This is a genomic window from Adlercreutzia sp. St.1H8, assembly GCF_059728655.1.
In genome coordinates this window covers 1,997,311-2,014,395 of sequence record NZ_AP039376.1, presented here as the reverse complement: position 1 = coordinate 2,014,395, position 17,085 = coordinate 1,997,311, and the positions used below count along the sequence as shown (strand labels likewise).

At 66.9% G+C, this 17,085-nt stretch carries 16 protein-coding genes and 4 tRNA genes; 17 read left to right on the top strand and 3 right to left on the bottom strand.

All coding sequences use genetic code 11. The annotated features are described in order from the left end of the window. Nucleotides 1–14 precede the first annotated feature (14 nt). Both AC6I0Y_RS07945 and AC6I0Y_RS07940 read left to right on the top strand, forming a co-directional pair. A complete protein-coding gene (locus AC6I0Y_RS07945) occupies nucleotides 15–317 on the top strand; it encodes a hypothetical protein (RefSeq protein WP_160709482.1) in 303 nt (100 codons plus the stop codon). A 150-nt stretch (nucleotides 318–467) separates the two neighbouring features. Continuing rightward, the gene (locus AC6I0Y_RS07940) at nucleotides 468–1,664 is read left to right on the top strand and encodes an FprA family A-type flavoprotein (protein WP_497730774.1); all 1,197 of its coding nucleotides are present in this window, start codon (nucleotides 468–470) and stop codon (nucleotides 1,662–1,664) included. 81 nt (nucleotides 1,665–1,745) lie between these two features. Here AC6I0Y_RS07940 and AC6I0Y_RS07935 read toward each other — a convergent pair whose 3' ends face one another. Together AC6I0Y_RS07935 and AC6I0Y_RS07930 are read right to left on the bottom strand one after the other, a co-directional pair. Beyond that, entirely contained in the window at nucleotides 1,746–2,864 is a 1,119-nt protein-coding gene (locus AC6I0Y_RS07935) for a coiled-coil domain-containing protein (protein WP_497730772.1), read from the bottom strand. A 198-nt stretch (nucleotides 2,865–3,062) separates the two neighbouring features. After that, nucleotides 3,063–4,277, bottom strand: coding sequence for a coiled-coil domain-containing protein (locus tag AC6I0Y_RS07930; RefSeq protein ID WP_497730769.1), 1,215 nt, complete (start codon nucleotides 4,275–4,277; stop codon nucleotides 3,063–3,065). A 312-nt stretch (nucleotides 4,278–4,589) separates the two neighbouring features. Here AC6I0Y_RS07930 and AC6I0Y_RS07925 point away from each other — a divergent pair. The 11 genes from AC6I0Y_RS07925 to map all read left to right on the top strand — a co-directional run bounded on the left by AC6I0Y_RS07925 (nucleotide 4,590) and on the right by map (nucleotide 10,088). Continuing rightward, nucleotides 4,590–4,674 (top strand) — tRNA-Tyr (locus AC6I0Y_RS07925). A gap of 4 nt (nucleotides 4,675–4,678) precedes the next feature. Further along, nucleotides 4,679–4,754 (top strand) — tRNA-Thr (locus AC6I0Y_RS07920). A 3-nt stretch (nucleotides 4,755–4,757) separates the two neighbouring features. Beyond that, a tRNA-Met gene (locus AC6I0Y_RS07915) sits at nucleotides 4,758–4,834 on the top strand. A 79-nt stretch (nucleotides 4,835–4,913) separates the two neighbouring features. After that, nucleotides 4,914–6,116 (top strand): elongation factor Tu, encoded by a 1,203-nt coding sequence (gene tuf, locus AC6I0Y_RS07910; protein ID WP_160710263.1) that lies wholly within the window; start codon nucleotides 4,914–4,916, stop codon nucleotides 6,114–6,116. 109 nt (nucleotides 6,117–6,225) lie between these two features. Further along, nucleotides 6,226–6,375, top strand: a complete 150-nt coding sequence (gene rpmG, locus AC6I0Y_RS07905; RefSeq protein WP_160710262.1) for a 50S ribosomal protein L33 — start codon at nucleotides 6,226–6,228, stop codon at nucleotides 6,373–6,375. Nucleotides 6,376–6,399: 24 nt separating this feature from the next. Further along, nucleotides 6,400–6,476: transfer RNA gene (locus AC6I0Y_RS07900), tRNA-Trp, on the top strand. A gap of 80 nt (nucleotides 6,477–6,556) precedes the next feature. Then, nucleotides 6,557–6,958, top strand: a complete 402-nt coding sequence (gene secE, locus AC6I0Y_RS07895) for a preprotein translocase subunit SecE (protein ID WP_160710261.1) — start codon at nucleotides 6,557–6,559, stop codon at nucleotides 6,956–6,958. Between the two features lie 3 nt (nucleotides 6,959–6,961). After that, on the top strand, nucleotides 6,962–7,492 hold the full coding sequence (gene nusG, locus AC6I0Y_RS07890; RefSeq protein ID WP_160710260.1) for a transcription termination/antitermination protein NusG: 531 nt from the start codon (nucleotides 6,962–6,964) through the stop codon (nucleotides 7,490–7,492). Nucleotides 7,493–7,599: 107 nt separating this feature from the next. Further along, nucleotides 7,600–8,100, top strand: coding sequence for a 50S ribosomal protein L11 (gene rplK / locus AC6I0Y_RS07885; protein WP_160710259.1), 501 nt, complete (start codon nucleotides 7,600–7,602; stop codon nucleotides 8,098–8,100). A gap of 128 nt (nucleotides 8,101–8,228) precedes the next feature. Then, nucleotides 8,229–8,939, top strand: coding sequence for a 50S ribosomal protein L1 (gene rplA / locus AC6I0Y_RS07880; RefSeq protein WP_160710258.1), 711 nt, complete (start codon nucleotides 8,229–8,231; stop codon nucleotides 8,937–8,939). A gap of 378 nt (nucleotides 8,940–9,317) precedes the next feature. Then, nucleotides 9,318–10,088: a type I methionyl aminopeptidase gene (gene map, locus AC6I0Y_RS07875; protein ID WP_497730761.1), complete on the top strand. Its 771-nt coding sequence runs from the start codon at nucleotides 9,318–9,320 to the stop codon at nucleotides 10,086–10,088. Nucleotides 10,089–10,433: 345 nt separating this feature from the next. Here the strand turns inward: map and murJ are convergent, their stop codons facing one another. Next, nucleotides 10,434–12,515, bottom strand: coding sequence for a murein biosynthesis integral membrane protein MurJ (murJ, locus tag AC6I0Y_RS07870; protein ID WP_497730759.1), 2,082 nt, complete (start codon nucleotides 12,513–12,515; stop codon nucleotides 10,434–10,436). A 64-nt stretch (nucleotides 12,516–12,579) separates the two neighbouring features. Between murJ and AC6I0Y_RS07865 the strand changes: the two genes are divergently transcribed. From AC6I0Y_RS07865 to murA, 4 genes are all read left to right on the top strand, one after another. Beyond that, nucleotides 12,580–13,560 (top strand): NAD(+)/NADH kinase, encoded by a 981-nt coding sequence (locus tag AC6I0Y_RS07865; protein WP_160709299.1) that lies wholly within the window; start codon nucleotides 12,580–12,582, stop codon nucleotides 13,558–13,560. 389 nt (nucleotides 13,561–13,949) lie between these two features. Beyond that, the gene (gene rpsB, locus AC6I0Y_RS07860; RefSeq protein WP_497730756.1) at nucleotides 13,950–14,798 is read left to right on the top strand and encodes a 30S ribosomal protein S2; all 849 of its coding nucleotides are present in this window, start codon (nucleotides 13,950–13,952) and stop codon (nucleotides 14,796–14,798) included. Between the two features lie 68 nt (nucleotides 14,799–14,866). Beyond that, the gene (tsf, locus tag AC6I0Y_RS07855; RefSeq protein ID WP_497730753.1) at nucleotides 14,867–15,733 is read left to right on the top strand and encodes a translation elongation factor Ts; all 867 of its coding nucleotides are present in this window, start codon (nucleotides 14,867–14,869) and stop codon (nucleotides 15,731–15,733) included. A 70-nt stretch (nucleotides 15,734–15,803) separates the two neighbouring features. Continuing rightward, nucleotides 15,804–17,081 (top strand): UDP-N-acetylglucosamine 1-carboxyvinyltransferase, encoded by a 1,278-nt coding sequence (gene murA, locus AC6I0Y_RS07850; protein ID WP_497730750.1) that lies wholly within the window; start codon nucleotides 15,804–15,806, stop codon nucleotides 17,079–17,081. Nucleotides 17,082–17,085 lie beyond the last annotated feature (4 nt).

The window sequence follows — 17,085 nt, the reverse complement described above, 5'->3', positions numbered from 1 at the left end:
CAAAGGAGCGCGGTATGAAGATACTTCTTCCTGGAGATGGTACATGGGCGACCTGGGTGCTCATCGCTCTGCTCATCGTGTGGCGCATCGTCGTTCCCGTTGTGTTTGCTCGGAAAGCGAGCGGGAAAGGATACAGCTACTACATCTTCATGCTCCTGGGTGTCGTTGTGTCGCCGCTTCTCTGCATCCTTTTGACCTGCCTTCTTCCCGACAAGAAGAAGCAGGAGCGAATGCGCACGCAGGCTAGGGGGCTCGAGGCGGAGGAGCTGCATGGAGGCCAAGGCGTTTCGGAAGCGAAAGACGGTGCTAGCATCTGATTTCCTCTGCGGGGGGGGTAATGCCAGCCACCTTGAAGGCGCTCGCATCCGCGGGCGCCTTTTCTTTTGCGCTGGCGGGCACGGGGCATGGCGGGGTCCTGCTGTAGTAGAATGCGCGGGAACGAGAATACCGACGATAGGAGGAGCATCATGCTTAAGGCCATCGAGGTCGCGCCGGACGTGTACTGGGTGGGGGCGGTCGACTGGAACGAGCGCAACTTCCACGGCTACACCACCGAGCGCGGCACCTCCTACAACGCCTACCTCATCGTCGACGAGAAGATCGCCCTCATCGACACGTGCAAGGGGGCGTTCGTCGACGAGCTGCTCGAGCGCATCGCCGACGTGGTGGATCCGGCTTCCATCGACTACGTCATCGCCAATCACGGCGAGCCCGACCACTCCGGCGGCGTGCCTGTCGTGATGGCCGCCGCGCCCCATGCCCAGCTCGTCTGCGGCGCGCCCCAGGGCAAGGCCGTGCTCGCGGCCCACTACGGCGATGGCTTCGACTTTCTGACCGTCAAGACGGGCGATACCCTGTGCCTAGGCAAGCGCACGCTCTCCTTCGTGCAGACCCCCATGGTCCATTGGCCCGACAACATGGTCACCTACTCCGACTTCGACCGCATCCTGTTCTCCAACGACGCCTTCGGCCAGCACCTGGCCTCGTCCCAGCGCTTCGCGGACGAGGTGGGCCTGCCCGAGGTAATGGTTCAGGCGCGGAAGTACTACGCCAACATCGTGATGCCCTACGGCAAGCAGGTGACCAAGGCCCTCGCGGCGGTGGAGGGGCTCGAGCTGAATCTCATCGCACCGGCCCACGGCGTCATCTGGCGCAGCCACATCTCCGAGATCCTTACGGCCTACCGGGAGTGGAGCAGCGGCGAGCCCCAGGAGCGTGCCGTGGTGGTCTACGACTCCATGTGGCACACCACCGAGGCCATGGCCGTTCAGGTGGCCGAGGCCTTCGTGGACTGCGGCGTGCCGGTGGAGCTGTGCGACCTGAAGGCCAACCACATCTCCGACATCATGAGCGAGGTACTGCCGGCCCGGTACGTGGCCGTAGGGTCGCCCACGCTCAACATGACCATGATGCCCACGGTGGCGGGCTTCTTGTGCTACCTGCGGGGGCTCGCGCCCAAGAACCGCGTCGGCATCGCCTTCGGATCCTACGGCTGGGCGTCCGCCGGCCCCAATGACGTGGCCGCCGCGCTCGAGGCCGCCGGCTTCGAGATGCCGCTCCCCACCCTCGCCCGCCAGTGGCGCGAGGATGCCGAGGGCCTGGCTGCCCTGCGCTCCGCCGTCTGCGGCCTGGTGCGCGGTGAGGCGGCGGGGGAGGAAGCCTAGCTCCTCGCGCCGTTGCCGATTTTGTCCGTGAAAAAGAAGGGGAGCCCGCAGGCTCCCCTTCGTGGTTCTGGACGGCGCGTCCTAGTAGCGCACGTAGATCATGCCGGAGTGGACGCCGGAGACCTTCACCACATCACCCGTGCGCGGCGCGTGGATCATCTGGCCGCCGCCGATGTAGATGCCGCAGTGATGGTCGTTGGTGCACACGTCGCCGGGCTGCGGGTTGGTGACGCGGGTCCAGCCCATGAACGTGTAGGTGGTGCCGAGGCGCGTATAGCTGCCGGTGAGGGCGTAGCTCACCAGGCCGGAGCAGTCGAAGGAGTTGGGGCCGACGGCGCCCCAGGCATAGGGCTTGCCCAGCTGGGAGTAGGCCCGGTCGACCACGACGTTGCCGGTGACCGTCTGCGGCTTGCTGTTGTTGACGTTGCTGCCACCCGAACTGCCGTTCGAGCCGCCGGAGCCGCCTGAGCTGCTCGGACGGCTGGCGGCGGCAGCCGCCGCCTCGGCTTCGCGGCGGGCGCGCTCCTCGGCCTCGCGGGCAGCCGCGGCAGCCGCCGCCTCGCGGGCGGCCTCTTCCTCGGCCAGCAGCTGCGCGGCCTCGGCGGAGAGGCTGTCGTAGGTGTTCTGCATCTGGTCGACGAGGGCCTCGGCCTGGGCCTTGACCTCGGCGGCCTCCTGCGCCTTCTCGGCCGCGACGCGCTCCTGCTCGGCGTACTCGGCCTTCTGCTGCTCCACCTCGGCCTTGAGGTCCTTGGTCTGCTGGACCATGTCGGCGTCGTCCTGGTTCATGTCGTTGAGCAGGTCCCAGTTGGACGTGAAGGCCTGGAACGTGGTGGCGCCCAGGAGCAGGTCGAGGAAGGTGGCCGACCCGGTGCGGTACATGGAGCGGGCGCGGGAGCCCAGCTTGCCCTGGAGGTCGTCGATCTGGCCGTTGGCCTCGTCGATGCGCGCCTGGGCCTCGTCCATCTTGGCCTGGGCCTGCTGCTGCTCGTCAAGGGCGGTGAAGTAGTTGGCTGAAGCCACGTCGAGCTTCTCTTGCATCGCGTTGAGCTGGTTGAGCGCGTTCTCCGCCTCGGCCTGCTTCTCGGCGGCGGTAGGCTTGGCGAGGGCGATGGTGGGGGAGAGGGTGAGGGCGGCGGTGCCTGCGAGGGCGGCGCCGATGAAGGCTCGTCTGCTCAGTGCGCTGGTATGCTCGCTCATCAGTTGGGTTCCTCCTAGATTGAGCACGGGGTGTGTTTAAGTGCAAACTGCCACCTATCTTACCATGCGCGTCCCGTTAGCGAGCGGGCGTAACCCATGCTCCATAACCCCAGATAAAAGCCGCGTGGTTATGGGGAGGAATGAGACGGGGCCCCGTGGGGCCCCGATGGGGTCGCAGGCGCCGGGCCCGCAGTGCGGCTAGTAGCGCACGTAGACCATGTCGCTCGTGACCGCGGCCACCTTCACCACTTCGCCGGTATAGGGGGCGTGGATCATCTGGCCGCCGCCGATGTAGACGCCGGTGTGCTGGCGGCGGCTGTTGTGCACTACGCAGATGTCGCCGGGCTGCGGGTTGGTCACACGCGGCCAGCCGATGATGGTGCCGGTGGAGCAGAAACGGCTGAAGCTGCCGGTCAGCGCATAGCCCACGAGGCCCGAGCAGTCGAAGGAGTCCGGGCCCACGGCGCCGTAGCGGTAGGGCTTGCCCAGCTGGGAGTAGGCCCGGTCGACCACGACGTTGCCGGTGACCGTCTGGGGGCGCGAGTTGTTGTTGCTTGATCCGCCCGATGAGCCGCTGCCGGTCGAGTTGCCGCCTGACGACGTGTTCGACGAGCCGCCGCCAGTCGATCCGTTGCCCGAGGAGGTGCTCGACGAGCCGCCGCTCGTCGAACTGCCGCCGGAGGTGCCCGCGGCAGGGGCGCCGCCCGTGCCCGTGGGGTCGGCGGCCTGCTGGCGCGCCAGCTCGGCCTCGGCCTCGCGGCGCTGCTGCTCCTCGCGGGCGGCCTCCTCCTGGGCCAGCAGCTGCGCGGCCTCGGCGGAGAGGTTGTCGTAGACGGACTGCGTCTGGGCCACTAGGCGCTCGGATTCGGCTACCACCGCCTCCATCTCCTGCGCCTTCTCGGCCGCGACGCGCTCCTGCTCGGCGTACTCGGCCTTCTGCTGCTCCACCTCGGCCTTGAGGTCCTTGGTCTGCTGGACCATGTCGGCGTCGTCCTGGTTCATGTCGTTGAGCAGGTCCCAGTTGGACGTGAAGGCCTGGAACGTGGTGGCGCCCAGGAGCAGGTCGAGGAAGGTGGCCGACCCGGTGCGGTACATGGAGCGGGCGCGGGAGCCCAGCTTGCCCTGGAGGTCGTCGATCTGGCCGTTGGCCTCGTCGATGCGCGCCTGGGCCTCGTCCATCTTGGCCTGGGCCTCTTGCTGGGAGGCCAGCGCGGCAGAATAGGAGGCCTCTGCCTGGTAGAGGCGCTCGGACATCGCGTTCAGCTGGGTGAGCGCTGCCTGGGCCTCGGCCTGCTTCTCCGCGGCGCTGGGGGCCGCGAGCGCCGCGGCGGGGGAGGCGGCGACGAGAGCTGCGCTAGCCAGGGCGCCTCCCAGGAAGGCGCGGCGGGTGAGGATATCAGGATGCTCGCTCATCGGGTTCCTCCTTGATCGAGCAGCGGGTTCGAGAAGACGGCGCCTTCGGGGGCACCGCCGTTCATAGTACCATGCCGCCTGTCCCGCGCTCCCCAAGCGCGCGCTTCTCGCGCAACCCCTACATATATATAAGGTTGCCGAGGAGGCTGGCGGAAGCGGCCACTTTGGGAGGAATCGTGGAGACACGCCCGGGGCCGTGTAAGTAGTTGACACGTCGGAGACGGTAGCGTATTATTCATTCGCTCGCTGGTTAGGCCTAGCCTTGCAAGCGGGTGGCAGCTTGAAAAGTACACATGAATTCAGCGCCGAAATGGGCGTGTGCCCGAGTGGTTAAAGGGGACGGGCTGTAAACCCGTTGGCTCTGCCTACCTAGGTTCGAATCCTAGCGCGCCCACCATTTCGCCTGTGTAGCTCAGTCGGTAGAGCACTTCGTTGGTAACGAAGAGGTCACCGGTTCAAGTCCGGTCGCAGGCTCCACTTGGCGGTGTAGCTCAGTTGGTCAGAGCACACGGTTCATACCCGTGGCGTCACTGGTTCAAATCCAGTCACCGCTACCATTTGGATTTATCGCGTCCGCTCGTCGGGCGCGTTTATTTTGTTTGTTTTTGCATAATCTCTTTTCAAGGAGGATGAAACATGGCTAAGGAGAAGTTCGAGCGTTCCAAGCCGCATGTTAACATCGGCACCATCGGCCACGTTGACCATGGCAAGACGACGCTGACCGCCGCCATCTCCAAGACCCTGTCTGAGAACGACGGCTCTCACGGCACCGCTGCCGCTGACTTCACCGCCTTCGACATGATCGACAAGGCCCCTGAGGAGCGCGAGCGCGGCATCACCATCTCCATCGCGCACATCGAGTACGAGACGGACACCCGCCACTACGCTCACGTTGACTGCCCCGGCCATGCCGACTACGTCAAGAACATGATCACCGGTGCTGCCCAGATGGACGGCGCTATCCTGGTCATCGCCGCCACCGACGGCCCCATGGCCCAGACTCGCGAGCACATCCTGCTCGCCCGTCAGGTCGGCGTGCCCTACATCGTCGTCTTCCTGAACAAGTGCGACATGGTGGACGACGAGGAGCTCATCGAGCTCGTTGAGATGGAGGTTCGCGAGCTGCTCGACAGCTACGAGTTCCCCGGCGACGACACCCCGATCATCCGCGGCTCCGCTCTGAAGGCCCTCGAGGGCGACAAGGAGTGGCAGGAGAAGGTCTGGGAGCTCATGGATGCTGTGGATTCCTACATCCCCACCCCGGAGCGCGACGTCGACAAGCCGTTCCTGATGGCCGTCGAGGACACCATGACCATCACCGGCCGCGGCACCGTTGCCACCGGTCGTGTGGAGCGCGGCGTCCTGCATGTCAATGACCCGCTGGAGATCATCGGCATCAAGGAGACCCAGAACACCGTCTGCACCGGCATCGAGATGTTCCGCAAGCTGCTCGACGAGGCTCAGGCTGGCGACAACATCGGCTGCCTGCTCCGCGGCATCAAGCGCGAGGAGATCGTGCGCGGCCAGGTTCTCTGCAAGCCCGGCAGCGTGACCCCGCACACTGAGTTCGAGGGCCAGGTCTACATCCTGACCAAGGAGGAGGGCGGCCGTCACACCCCGTTCTTCGATGGCTATCGTCCGCAGTTCTACTTCCGCACCACCGACGTGACCGGCGTGGCTCACCTGCCCGAGGGCACCGAGATGGTCATGCCTGGCGACAACGTGACGATCAAGGGCGAGCTCATTCACCCGATCGCCATGGAGGACGGCCTCAAGTTCGCTATCCGCGAGGGTGGCCGTACCGTTGGCTCCGGCCGCGTTACCAAGATCATCAAGTAACTTCGCTTGCATGATTGAGAGGGAGCCCGTCTTCGGGCGGGCTCCCTTCCCTTACGGTTCATGTGTATGTTGAAAAGCCTGCTCGAGAATAACGGTAAAAGGAGAATTCATGCGTACTCTGGTCACTCTGGCGTGCACTGATTGCAAGCGCCGCAATTACACGACCAAGAAGAACAAGCAGAATAACCCTGACCGTATCGAGTTCAAGAAGTACTGCAAGTGGTGCGGCCATCACACCCTGCACCGCGAGACTCGATAGAGGTTCAGGCGAAGAAACAGGCATAGGCCAGTAGCTCCAATTGGTAGAGCGGCGGTCTCCAAAACCGCATGTTGGGGGTTCGAGTCCCTCCTGGCCTGCCAGCTTGTTAACTGCGAGCAGCCCGAGCGAGGCTGCTTGTTTGGCGTTTAGACGTTTTACGATTTTCCGATAAAGGAACTCCATGGCTAAGAAATCCAAGACACAACGAGCGAAGGCGTCTGCTGCCCGTCAGCAGCGCAAGGCTGACCGCGATACCGAGGTGCTTGTCGAGGAGGTCGCGCCGGAGCCTGAGGAGAAGCCCAAGAAGGGCCTCTTCAAGAAGGCCGAGGAAAAGCCTGCTGAGGCTGCCGAGCCCAAGAAGGCTGCGAAGAAGGCCGACGAGAAGCCCAAGAAGAAGCGCTTCCAGTTCCTTCGCGACGTGAAGTCCGAGATGAAGCGCGTCACCTGGCCCACCCGCACCGACGTTCTGCGTTGGACGGGTGTCGTGGTGGTCGCCCTCATCTTCTTCGGCGTGTTCGTCGCGCTGCTCGACAACGTCATCATCACGCCGCTGCTGGTGTTGATCTCGGGAATCGGAGCCTAGGCCATGACTAAGAAATGGTACGTCCTCCACACCTATTCCGGCTACGAGAACAAGGTGAAGAAGAACCTTGAGACCCGCATCGAGACGATGGGGCTCGAGAACAACGTCTTCGGCATCGAGATTCCGACCGAGATGGTGACGGAGATCAAAGATGGCGGCCGTCGCGTCGAGAGCGAGAAGAAGGTGTTCCCGGGCTACGTGCTCGTGCGCATGGAGCTCGACGATCGCAGCTGGGCCGCCGTTCGCAACACGCCGGGCGTCACCGGTTTCGTGGGCAGCCAGGGCAACCCCCAGGCGCTGACCCGCGACGAGTACAACAAGATCATGAAGCGCACCAGCCGCGAGGCGCCGAAGAAGACGTCGACGAGCCTGGAAGTGGGCCAGTCCGTCAAGGTGGTCTCGGGCCCGCTGGCCGAGTTCGACGGCGTCGTCTCCGAGGTGTCGCCGGAAGCTGGCAAGGTGAAGGTCATGGTCTCCATCTTCGGCCGCGAAACCCCCGTCGAGCTTTCGTTCGACCAGGTGGCCAAGATCTAACTGTGCACACATTAAGCACGATGGGCGCCCGCGTGGACCGGGGCTTCTCGCCGATCGGGCTTTTGTGATAGAGAGAGTATCCGCTTACATCTGAAAGGTAGTCACAGATGGCTGAAAAGAAAGTCACCGGCTTCATCAAGCTGCAGATTCCTGCTGGTGCGGCCAACCCGGCGCCTCCCGTCGGCCCGGCCCTTGGCGCCCAGGGCGTCAACATCATGCAGTTCTGCCAGGCGTTCAACGCCCAGACGCAGGATCAGTCCGGCACCATCATTCCCGTTGAGATCACCGTCTACGAGGACAAGTCCTTCACCTTCGTGTGCAAGACCCCGCCGGCGGCCGTCCTCATCAAGGAGAAGCTGGGCATCCAGTCCGGCGCCGGCATCCCGCAGCTCCAGGTGGTCGGCACGCTGACCGAGGATCAGCTCCGCGAGATCGCCGAGATCAAGATGCCCGACCTCAACGCCAACGACATCGAGGCTGCCATGGAGATCGTGGCCGGCACCGCCCGCTCCATGGGCGTGCGCATCGAGGGCCGCGAGATGAAGAAGAAGTACGTGCCCAGCCGCAAGGTGGCCGCGATGCTTCAGGGTAAGACCATCGACGAATAGCTGCGGTTCTGCGCGGCGTCCGGCCGGGCTCCCTGTTCGGGCCCCGACGCCGTGCGAAACCTCGCGGTTTGCGAGTTTACCAGTGGAAGAGTTCAGAAGCGCTCGCCATCACCACGAAAGGAAACGACATGACTAAGAAGTCCAAGAAGTACCTCGCCGCCGAGGCGCAGATTCCCGAGGCGCCCGTCGCGCCGCTCGAGGCCATGAAGCTCCTGAAGGAGATCGCTACGGCCAACTTCGACGAGACCGTGACCGGCGACTTCCGCCTGGGCATCGACACCCGCCAGGCTGACCAGCAGCTGCGCGGCACCGTGAGCCTGCCCAACGGTTCCGGCAAGACCGTGCGCGTGGCCGTCTTCGCCGAGGGTGAGGCTGCCCGTGCTGCCGAGGAGGCCGGTGCCGACATCGTGGGCACCGACGAGCTCATGGCTCAGATCCAGGCCGGCGAGTTCAACTTCGACGCCGCCGTGGCTACCCCCGACCAGATGGGCAAGGTCGGCCGCCTGGGCAAGATCCTCGGCCCCCGCGGTCTCATGCCGAACCCCAAGCTCGGCACGGTGACCAACGACGTGGCCAAGGCCATCAACGAGCTCAAGGGCGGGCGCGTGGAGTACCGCGCCGACCGCTACGGCATCGCGCACGTCGTCCTCGGCAAGGCGTCCTTCACCGCTGAGCAGCTGGCCGAGAACTACGGCGCCGTCTACGACGAGATCCTGCGCATGAAGCCGGCCGCCGCCAAGGGCCGCTACGTGAAGTCCATCACCGTCGCGGGCACCATGACCCCGGGCGTGCCGGTGGACTCCTCCGTGACCCGCGCCTACGCTGAGGCTGCCGAGTAGCGGATACTACTCTCATTCACCGAAGGGGCCCCGCACCGTGTGCGGGGCCCCTTTGCGTTTTCGGGGTCGCTTGCGGGCGGCGGGGCTGCTCGTGGGCGCTGCGGGAAGCGGTGGTGCCGGGTCGCTGCGAGCCGCAAGCGGCAAGACGGGCCTCGGGCGCGAAATACGGGTGTTTCGGAGCGAGAAAGTGCGGCTCTGCATGGCGCAAGTGCCCGGGCGTGATGCTTTTCGGGCTGTTTTCAAGGAATGACGCCCCCCATTCTCGCCGAAAATCCCTCTGGGGAAAGGCTTAGAATGAGGTTGAGCATGCAAAGCCGGATTTTCTCGTCAGAAAACGGCCTGAAAGCCGTCCGGCGCAGAATCCCAGGGAGGGAACCCATGATCATACGCAAGTCGCCGGCCGAGATAGAGGCCATGCGTGAGGCGGGCCGCGTGTCGGCCAAGGTGCTGCGCGAGGTGGGGGCGCTCGTGAAGCCGGGCGTGACCACTGCCGAGCTCGATGAGTTTGCCGAGACGCTCATCCGCCTCGAGGGCGGCATCCCCGCCTTCAAGGGCTACGGGGGCTTCCCCGGATCCATCTGCGCGTCGGTGAACGACCAGATCGTCCACGGCATCCCCTCCGCGAAGGTGGTGCTCAAGGAGGGTGACATCATCTCCATCGACACGGGCGCCATCGTGGACGGCTGGGTGGGGGATAACGCCTGGACGTACGCGGTAGGCACGGTGTCGGCTGAGAAGAAGCGCCTGCTCGAGGTGACGGAGAAGTGCCTGTGGGCGGGGCTTGACGCGGCCCGTCCGGGCAATCGGCTGGGCGATATCGGCCATGCGGTGCAGTCGGTGGCCGAGGCGGCCGGGTTCGGCGTGGTGCGCGAGTACGTGGGCCACGGCATCGGGCGTGACATGCACGAGGACCCCAACGTGCCCAACTACGGGCGCAAGCACAGCGGCATCCGCCTTGAGCCGGGGATGGTGCTGGCCATCGAGCCCATGATCAACGCGGGAACCCACAAGACGCGCCAGATGCCCGACGGATGGCTCGTGTGCACCCGCGACGGGCGCCCCTCGGCCCACTTCGAGAAGACGGTGGCCGTCACCGAGGAGGGCCCGGTCATCCTGACCGCGGAGGAGGGCCGCCGCCGTCCGGTGTGACGTCTGTCCTGGCGCTGTCCTGGCGGCGAATCCGGTGGCCGCTGGGACGGGGCGGACCCGGTCGCAGCGCTGGCGGCCTCGAGGCGGATCAGACGGCTGATTCGGTGCGTCACAGGAGGGGGTGGGGGGCTGCCGTGCCCGCGATTGCACGGGAGCGCGACTCGATGGTTTGGCGCGTCGCGCGGGCGGGAGGGCGGACTGCCCCGGGCGCATCGCACGCGTGGATCGGCCCCCCCCGCAGCTCCGACGGCCGATTCGGCGCGGGAGGGCTGTGGGCCCCGCGACTCCTTCGCGTCGCGGGGGGGGGCTGCTGGACCCACGGCCACGTCGCGGTGCGATCCGGCGCTAGCGGCCCAGGCGGCCGCCCACCTTCGCGGCGATGGAGGTGACGAAGGCGGCCTCAGGCAGCCCGAGGCGCACCGCCGGCGCGAAGGTGACGGCGAGCGCCACCACGCCGCCTGCAGCCAGGTAGGAAAGGGCCTGGGGCACCGACCCGGTGAGCGGCCCGAGGAGCGCCTGGAGTCCCGCGAGCACCACGCCGCCGGCCAGCGCGCCCAGAAGGCCCAGCCCGACGCTGCGCAGCGTGACCGCTGCGAGGAACCCGAGGCCCATGGGCCCGTAGTGACGCCGCAGGTAGGCGAAGGCGATCAAATCGCCCACCACGTAGGACACCACGGTGGAGGCGGCGATGGCCTCGAGCGTGACGGGGTAGCCGTGCTGCGCCCCCCAGGCCGCGCCCACGGTGACGGCGATCTGCGCCGCCACGGCCACGAAGTTCACCACCGAGAACACCCCCATGCGGCGGATGCTGCTGAATATCTTGTTGAGGTAGGCGTTTACGCCGTAGAACGGCAGCGCCACGGCCATGACGGCCAGGTAGCGCGCGATCTGGCCGATGCTCTCCTCGGTAAACGCGCCGATATGGTAGAGCGTGACCAGCGGCGTGGCGAAGACGACCAGGTAGAGCGCCATGGGCACCATGAGGAAGATGATCTGCCCCGTGCCGTCGATGATGCCCCGCACCACGCCCCGCACGTTTCCGTCTGCCTGCATGTCCGACAGCTCCGTGAACATGGCGGTGGTCACCGGCACGGCGAGGAACGAGTAGGGGAACGTGAACCACAGCCGCGCGTACGCGATGACCGAGGGGCCGTTGTCGGCGAAGCAGTAGGACGCCGCGTTCTGGGCCGACACGGTGGCGAACGAGCACACGGTGACGAAGACGGCCGGCGCGCCGAGGGCGAGCGTCTCGCGCAGGGCCGGATCGCGCAGGTTGATGCGCGGCCGGATGCGTATGCCGTTCTTGCGCAGCGCGGGCACCTGGACGGCCATCTGCACGAACACGCCGAGCGGGTTGCCGATGGCGATGGCGTAGAAGGCCAGCAGCTGGTCGTGCTGGGCGATGGCGGCGTAGATGAGGAACGACGCGATGACGATGACGTTGTTGAACACCGGCGCGATAGACGACCAGAAGTACTCGCGGTTGGCGTTGAGCAGGCCCGATACGATGGACGAGCAACCGTAGAACACGATCTGGATGGCGAAGAACTGGAAGAAGAACACCGCGAGCGCCATCTCCTGCTGGTCGGAGTAGAACGACTGGGTGAAGATGACCTGCGCGGGGAACAGCATGCAGAGCGCCGTGACGATGCTGAGCAACGCGATGACGATGGTGAGCAGGTTGGAGGCGTAGTCGTTGCCGCGCTCCTGGCCGAGCTTCTTCTTCACGCTCAGGTACACCGGCAGAAACGCCGTGACCAGCATGCCGCCCATGACCAGCTCGTAGAGCATGTTGGGCAGGTTGTTTGCCACCTGGTAGGAGCTGGAGACGAAGGTGGCTCCCAGGGCGAAGGCCATGGCCCAGGTACGGGCGAAGCCGGTGATGCGCGAGGCGATGACGCAGATGCTGATGAGCGCGGCCGACCCCCCCACGTCGCGGACGGGGGCGCCCATCTCGGCGTCCTCGGCCGGGTCGGTCAGGTCGTCGCGGTCGGCTGCGCCGGGACGGGGCAGGGGGGCGGGGGAGGGGCGGCGGGCGTGGCGCGCCTCGCGCTCGGCCAGAAAGTCGAGCAGCTCCACCTCCTCCAGGGCGAAGGCCTGCTGCTGGAGCGTGCCGTCGGGGTCGGTGCGGTCGAGGCCCGTGTGGCGGCCTATGATGGGGATGGCCCCGGTGAGGCCCGGGTCGGGGGCGCCGGGGCGGGGCGGCCGCTCGGCCCCGCGGTGGCGCCCGGCGCCGGCAGCACGCTGGGCGTTGAGGCGCGGGTTGTGGCGCGGCGCGGCGGACGCGGGGCGGTCGCCTCCGGCGCCCTGGGCGCGGGCGGGGCTGGCAGGTGCGGGCCGGCCGTGGCGCCCGGTCTGCGGGGGGTCGCCCGCGCCGTCAGCACGGCGGGGGCGGGTATGTTTGCCTCGCAGGGGCGTCTCGGACATTGCAGGGCCTTCGCGCGCATCGGATATAATGCCCCATCATAGCAAAAGCGGAAAGACGGCCCGTATGTTCATCCTCATCGTGCGTAATAACTCCAATCCCCAGGCCACGGACGCCTCGCTGCTGCTCGGGGCCTACCTGGGCAGCCAGGGCGCCGGCTACCTGCTGGTAGACTCGGCGCAGCTGGGCAATGACGTTCTGCGCGCCTCCGTGCGCGCGCAGCTGCCCGACGCGGTGGACCTGGCGGTGGTCTTGGGCGGCGACGGCACCATCCTGCAGACAGCTCACCTGCTGGAGGGGGCGGACGTGCCTGTGCTCGGCATCAACTTCGGCCGGCTGGGCTTTCTGGCCAACGGCAGCGACGCGGGCGTGGTGCCGCTCGTGGCGGCCGCGCTCGCCGGCGAGGCCGCCGTCGAGCGCCGGGCCGCCCTGCGCGTGGACGTGGTCTGCGACGGCGAGCCGGATCCGGTGGAGGCCGGTGAGCTGCCCGACGTCTCGTCCTCCTGCGACGACGCCTGTCGGGCCGAGGCGGCGCGTGCGAGCCTGGATGACCCGCACGGCGGCTTCGGCGTGAACCGCCTGGGACTCTGTGGCGTGCGCGCCTTCTACGCGCTCAACGAGCTGGCGGTCACCCGCGGCGCCATGGGCCGCATCATCGAGTTCTCGCTCGGCATCTCCGGGTCATCGGTGGCGCAGATGCGGGGGGACGGCGTGGTGGTGGCCTCGGCCACCGGCTCGACGGCCTACGCGCTCTCGGCAGGCGGACCGCTCGTGGCGCCGGGCTTCCAGGGGCTCGTGGCGGTGCCGCTCGCGCCCCACACCCTGCACACGCGCGCCATCGTCACCGGCGAGAGCGACGTGGTGGAGGTGGCCCTCGACGACCGTGACGCCTTCCGCGAGGCCACCCTGTTCGCCGACGGCGAGCTGCTGCTCTTCGAGCGCCCCGTCCGCCGCGTCTACGTGCGTCGCTCGGACCATCCCGTCACGCTCCTGCGCTGCGGCGGGGGGACGTTCTACGACCGTGCCTCGTCGGTGTTCTTCCGCTAGCAGGCGAAAAATGGCCATTTTCTTCGAAATTCCGAGGCGGAGGGGCGAAATCGGGCTCTTCTGGGCTGGGGAGGCTCGCCGAGCGTAACCGCGACCTGGCCTTTTGCGGCGAAGAAGGCTGCACGGGGCCGTCTGGGGGTCGGAATTTCGAAGAAAATGACCAAAAAAGCGCCCGACGCCTGCGCCGCCGTGACGGGATTGTGCGCTTTGGTCGCGCGCAGCCGCTTCTTCCTTGCATTTGCGGGCCTCTCCTGCTATTTTAGGCAGGCTGTGTTCTCACAGCGCACCTATCACGCATGCTCGCGTGACCCGAACCGCCAGTGGCCACCGGAAAAGGCTGCGGTTCTCGGGGATGACCGCGGGCAGAGGACTAACGAATGGAGAAAGACATGGCGAAAGTCAGCATTACCACGCTGCTCGACGCGGGCAGCCACTTCGGTCACCAGACCCGTCGCTGGAACCCGAAGATGAAGCCCTACATCTTCGGCAGCCGCGGCGACATCTACATCATCGACCTCAAGCAGACGCTCATCGGCCTGGACAAGGCCTACAGCTTCGTGTCCGACCTGGCTCGCAAGGGCGGCACCATCCTGTTCGTCGGCACCAAGAAGCAGGCCCAGGAGGCCGTGGCCGACGCCGCCAACCGCTGCGGCATGCCCTACGTGAACAACCGCTGGCTGGGCGGCATGCTCACCAACTTCGTGACCATCCGCACCCGCGTGAACCGCATGGAGGAGCTGGAGGCCATGGAGGCTGACGGCCGCATGGCGCTGCTGCCGAAGAAGGAGCAGATCCTGCTGCGCAAGGAGCTCTCCAAGCTCCAGGCCAACCTCAACGGCATCCGCAACATGAAGCGCGTTCCCGACGCCATCTTCATCATTGACACCAACCGCGAGGAGATTGCCATCCACGAGGCCCAGCGCCTGAACGTGCCGGTGGTGGGCACCCTCGATACCAACTGCGACCCTGATGACGTCGATTACGGCATCCCGGCCAACGACGACGCCATCCGCTCGGTCCGCCTGCTGGCCGACTTCATCGCCGACGCCGTCATCGCCGGCTCCGGCGCCGAGGTGACCGTGGCCGAGATGGCCGACGGCGCCGTCATCGCCGAGGTGGAGACCGCCCCGGTCGAGACCGCTGCCGACGCTGCCGCCGACGCGGCGACCGAGGCCGCAGTGGCCGCCGTCGAGGAGGGCCCGAAGGACGTCGAGGCCTCCGAGACCTTCGCCGAGTAACCCGCCTGTTTCCGGGGCGCCCCACCGCGACGCCCCGCCCGTAATCCTTACGCAGAAAGGAGCCCCCTGTGGCTAACATCACCGCTTCCATGGTCAAGGAGCTGCGCGAGATGACCGGCGCCGGCATGATGGAGTGCAAGAAGGCGCTCGCCGAGGTCGAGGGCGACCTGGAGAAGGCCGTCGACGTGCTGCGCACTCGCGGCCTGGCCGCCGTCGCCAAAAAGGCCGGGCGCGCCACCAACGAGGGCACCGTCATGACCGTGCTCTCCGCCGACTGCACCTCCGGCGCCATGATCGAGCTCAACTGCGAGACCGACTTCGTGGCCATCAACGACAAGTTCAAGGCCTACGCCGAGAAGATCACCCGCGCTGCCCTCGACGCCAAGCCGGCCGACCTGGACGCCCTGCAGGCCGCCGAGGTGGACGGCGAGGCCGTGTCCGCCATCCTCACCGACTGCATCCACGTGATGGGCGAGAACACGAGCCTGGCCCGCTTCTCCGTGGTCGAGGCCGATGGCGTGTCCGCCTACATCCACGGCGGCGGCAAGATCGGCGTGCTGGTGACCTTCGCCCTGGAGGGCGTCGACGCCACCGCCGAGGGCTTCCAGAAGTGCGGCCGCGACGTGGCCATGCAGGTGGCCGCCGTCAATCCCGTCTCCGCCACCCGCGCTGACGTGCCCGCCGACGTGGTGGCCCATGAGAAGGAGATCTACAAGGCCCAGGCCGCCGAGTCCGGCAAGCCCGAGAACATCCAGGAGAAGATGGCCGAGGGCCGCATGGAGAAGTTCTACAAGGAGAACTGCCTCACCGAGCAGGCCTTCGTGAAGAACCCGGATCTCACCGTGGCCCAGTACGTCGAGCAGTGCGGCAAGGAGCTGGGTGGCACGATCACCGTCACCGGTTTCGTGCGCTTCGCCCTGGGCGAGGGCGAGTAGTCCTTTCGCCTCACCCGACTGGCAGTCAGGCCCCCGGCTCACGGGGGCCTTCTCCTATAAAGGACCTGGCATGGCTGAAGAAATCATCATCGTCCGCGGCACCGGCGTCCTCACCGGTGACGTAACCGTCTCGGGCGCGAAGAACTCCGCCCTCAAGCTGATGGCCGCGTCGCTTCTGGGACGCGGGGCCTCGGTCATCCGCAACGTGCCGCTCATCTCGGATATCGAGATCATGGCGGAGGTGCTGGAGCGGCTGGGCGCCACGGTGCGCCGCCAGGGCCATGAGCTGACCATCGACACGGCGTCGGTGGACAGCTGCGAGACCCCCTACGAGCTCGTGTCGAAGATGCGCGCGAGCATCTCGGTGCTCGGCCCGCTCATCGGCCGCTTCGGCGAGGCCCACGTGGCCATGCCCGGTGGCTGCCAGATCGGCGCCCGCAAGATCGACATGCACCTGGTGGGGCTGGAGGCGCTCGGCGTGGAGTTCGACGTGGCCCATGGCGTGCTCGAGGCGCGTACGCCCCACGGCCTGCACGGCGCGGCGGTGACCCTCGAGTTCCCCAGCGTCGGCGCCACCGAGAACCTGCTGATGGCCGCCGTGGTGGCCGAGGGGGCCACCGTCATCGAGAACGCCGCGCGCGAGCCGGAAATTGAGGACCTCGCCGCGATGCTCTGCTCCATGGGCGCGAAGGTGAGCGGGGCGGGCACCTCCATCATCGAGGTGGAGGGCGTGCCGCTCGAGTCGCTGCGCCCCTGCGAGCACACCACCGTGGGCGATCGCATCGAGGCCGGCACGTTCTTGGCCGGCGGGGCGCTCACCGGCGGGCCGGTGACCGTCCACGGCATCGACCCGTCCTTCCTGCGCATGGCCATCATGAAGCTGCGCGCCATGGGCTGCGAGGTGGACGCCGGCGAGGACTGGGTACGCGTGAGCCGCGTGAACCCGCTTGCCTCCACCGACATCCAGACCCTGCCGCACCCCGGCTTCCCCACGGACCTGCAGGCCCAGTTCATGCTGCTGGCCTCGCGGGCCGCCGGCATCTCGGTCATCACCGAGAACGTCTTCGAGAACCGCTTCATGTTCGCCGCCGAGCTCATGCGCATGGGCGCCGACATCCAGATGGAGGATCACCACGCCATCGTGCGCGGCGTCGATCGGCTCCAGGGCGCGCCCGTGTCATCCACCGACCTGCGGGCCGGCGGCGCGCTCGTGCTCGCCGGCATCGTGGCCGAGGGCGAGACGGCGGTCCATCATATCGAGCACATCGACCGCGGCTACGAGGACTACGTGGGCAAGCTGGCGTCGCTCGGCGCCGACGTGCGCCGCGTGACCGTGGGCGCCGAGTAGGCGG

What these genes read in the sequence shown, in the direction of transcription:
- rpmG (WP_160710262.1), top strand. Translation starts at nt 6,226, where the DNA reads ATGCGTACTCTGGTCACTCTGGCGTGCACTGATTGCAAGCGCCGCAAT.
- rplA (WP_160710258.1), top strand. Translation starts at nt 8,229, where the DNA reads ATGACTAAGAAGTCCAAGAAGTACCTCGCCGCCGAGGCGCAGATTCCC.
- AC6I0Y_RS07935 (WP_497730772.1), bottom strand. Translation starts at nt 2,864, where the DNA reads ATGAGCGAGCATACCAGCGCACTGAGCAGACGAGCCTTCATCGGCGCC.
- nusG (WP_160710260.1), top strand. Translation starts at nt 6,962, where the DNA reads ATGACTAAGAAATGGTACGTCCTCCACACCTATTCCGGCTACGAGAAC.
- AC6I0Y_RS07865 (WP_160709299.1), top strand. Translation starts at nt 12,580, where the DNA reads ATGTTCATCCTCATCGTGCGTAATAACTCCAATCCCCAGGCCACGGAC.
- secE (WP_160710261.1), top strand. Translation starts at nt 6,557, where the DNA reads ATGGCTAAGAAATCCAAGACACAACGAGCGAAGGCGTCTGCTGCCCGT.
- AC6I0Y_RS07940 (WP_497730774.1), top strand. Translation starts at nt 468, where the DNA reads ATGCTTAAGGCCATCGAGGTCGCGCCGGACGTGTACTGGGTGGGGGCG.
- rpsB (WP_497730756.1), top strand. Translation starts at nt 13,950, where the DNA reads ATGGCGAAAGTCAGCATTACCACGCTGCTCGACGCGGGCAGCCACTTC.
- AC6I0Y_RS07930 (WP_497730769.1), bottom strand. Translation starts at nt 4,277, where the DNA reads ATGAGCGAGCATCCTGATATCCTCACCCGCCGCGCCTTCCTGGGAGGC.
- rplK (WP_160710259.1), top strand. Translation starts at nt 7,600, where the DNA reads ATGGCTGAAAAGAAAGTCACCGGCTTCATCAAGCTGCAGATTCCTGCT.
- tuf (WP_160710263.1), top strand. Translation starts at nt 4,914, where the DNA reads ATGGCTAAGGAGAAGTTCGAGCGTTCCAAGCCGCATGTTAACATCGGC.
- map (WP_497730761.1), top strand. Translation starts at nt 9,318, where the DNA reads ATGATCATACGCAAGTCGCCGGCCGAGATAGAGGCCATGCGTGAGGCG.
- AC6I0Y_RS07945 (WP_160709482.1), top strand. Translation starts at nt 15, where the DNA reads ATGAAGATACTTCTTCCTGGAGATGGTACATGGGCGACCTGGGTGCTC.
- murJ (WP_497730759.1), bottom strand. Translation starts at nt 12,515, where the DNA reads ATGTCCGAGACGCCCCTGCGAGGCAAACATACCCGCCCCCGCCGTGCT.
- murA (WP_497730750.1), top strand. Translation starts at nt 15,804, where the DNA reads ATGGCTGAAGAAATCATCATCGTCCGCGGCACCGGCGTCCTCACCGGT.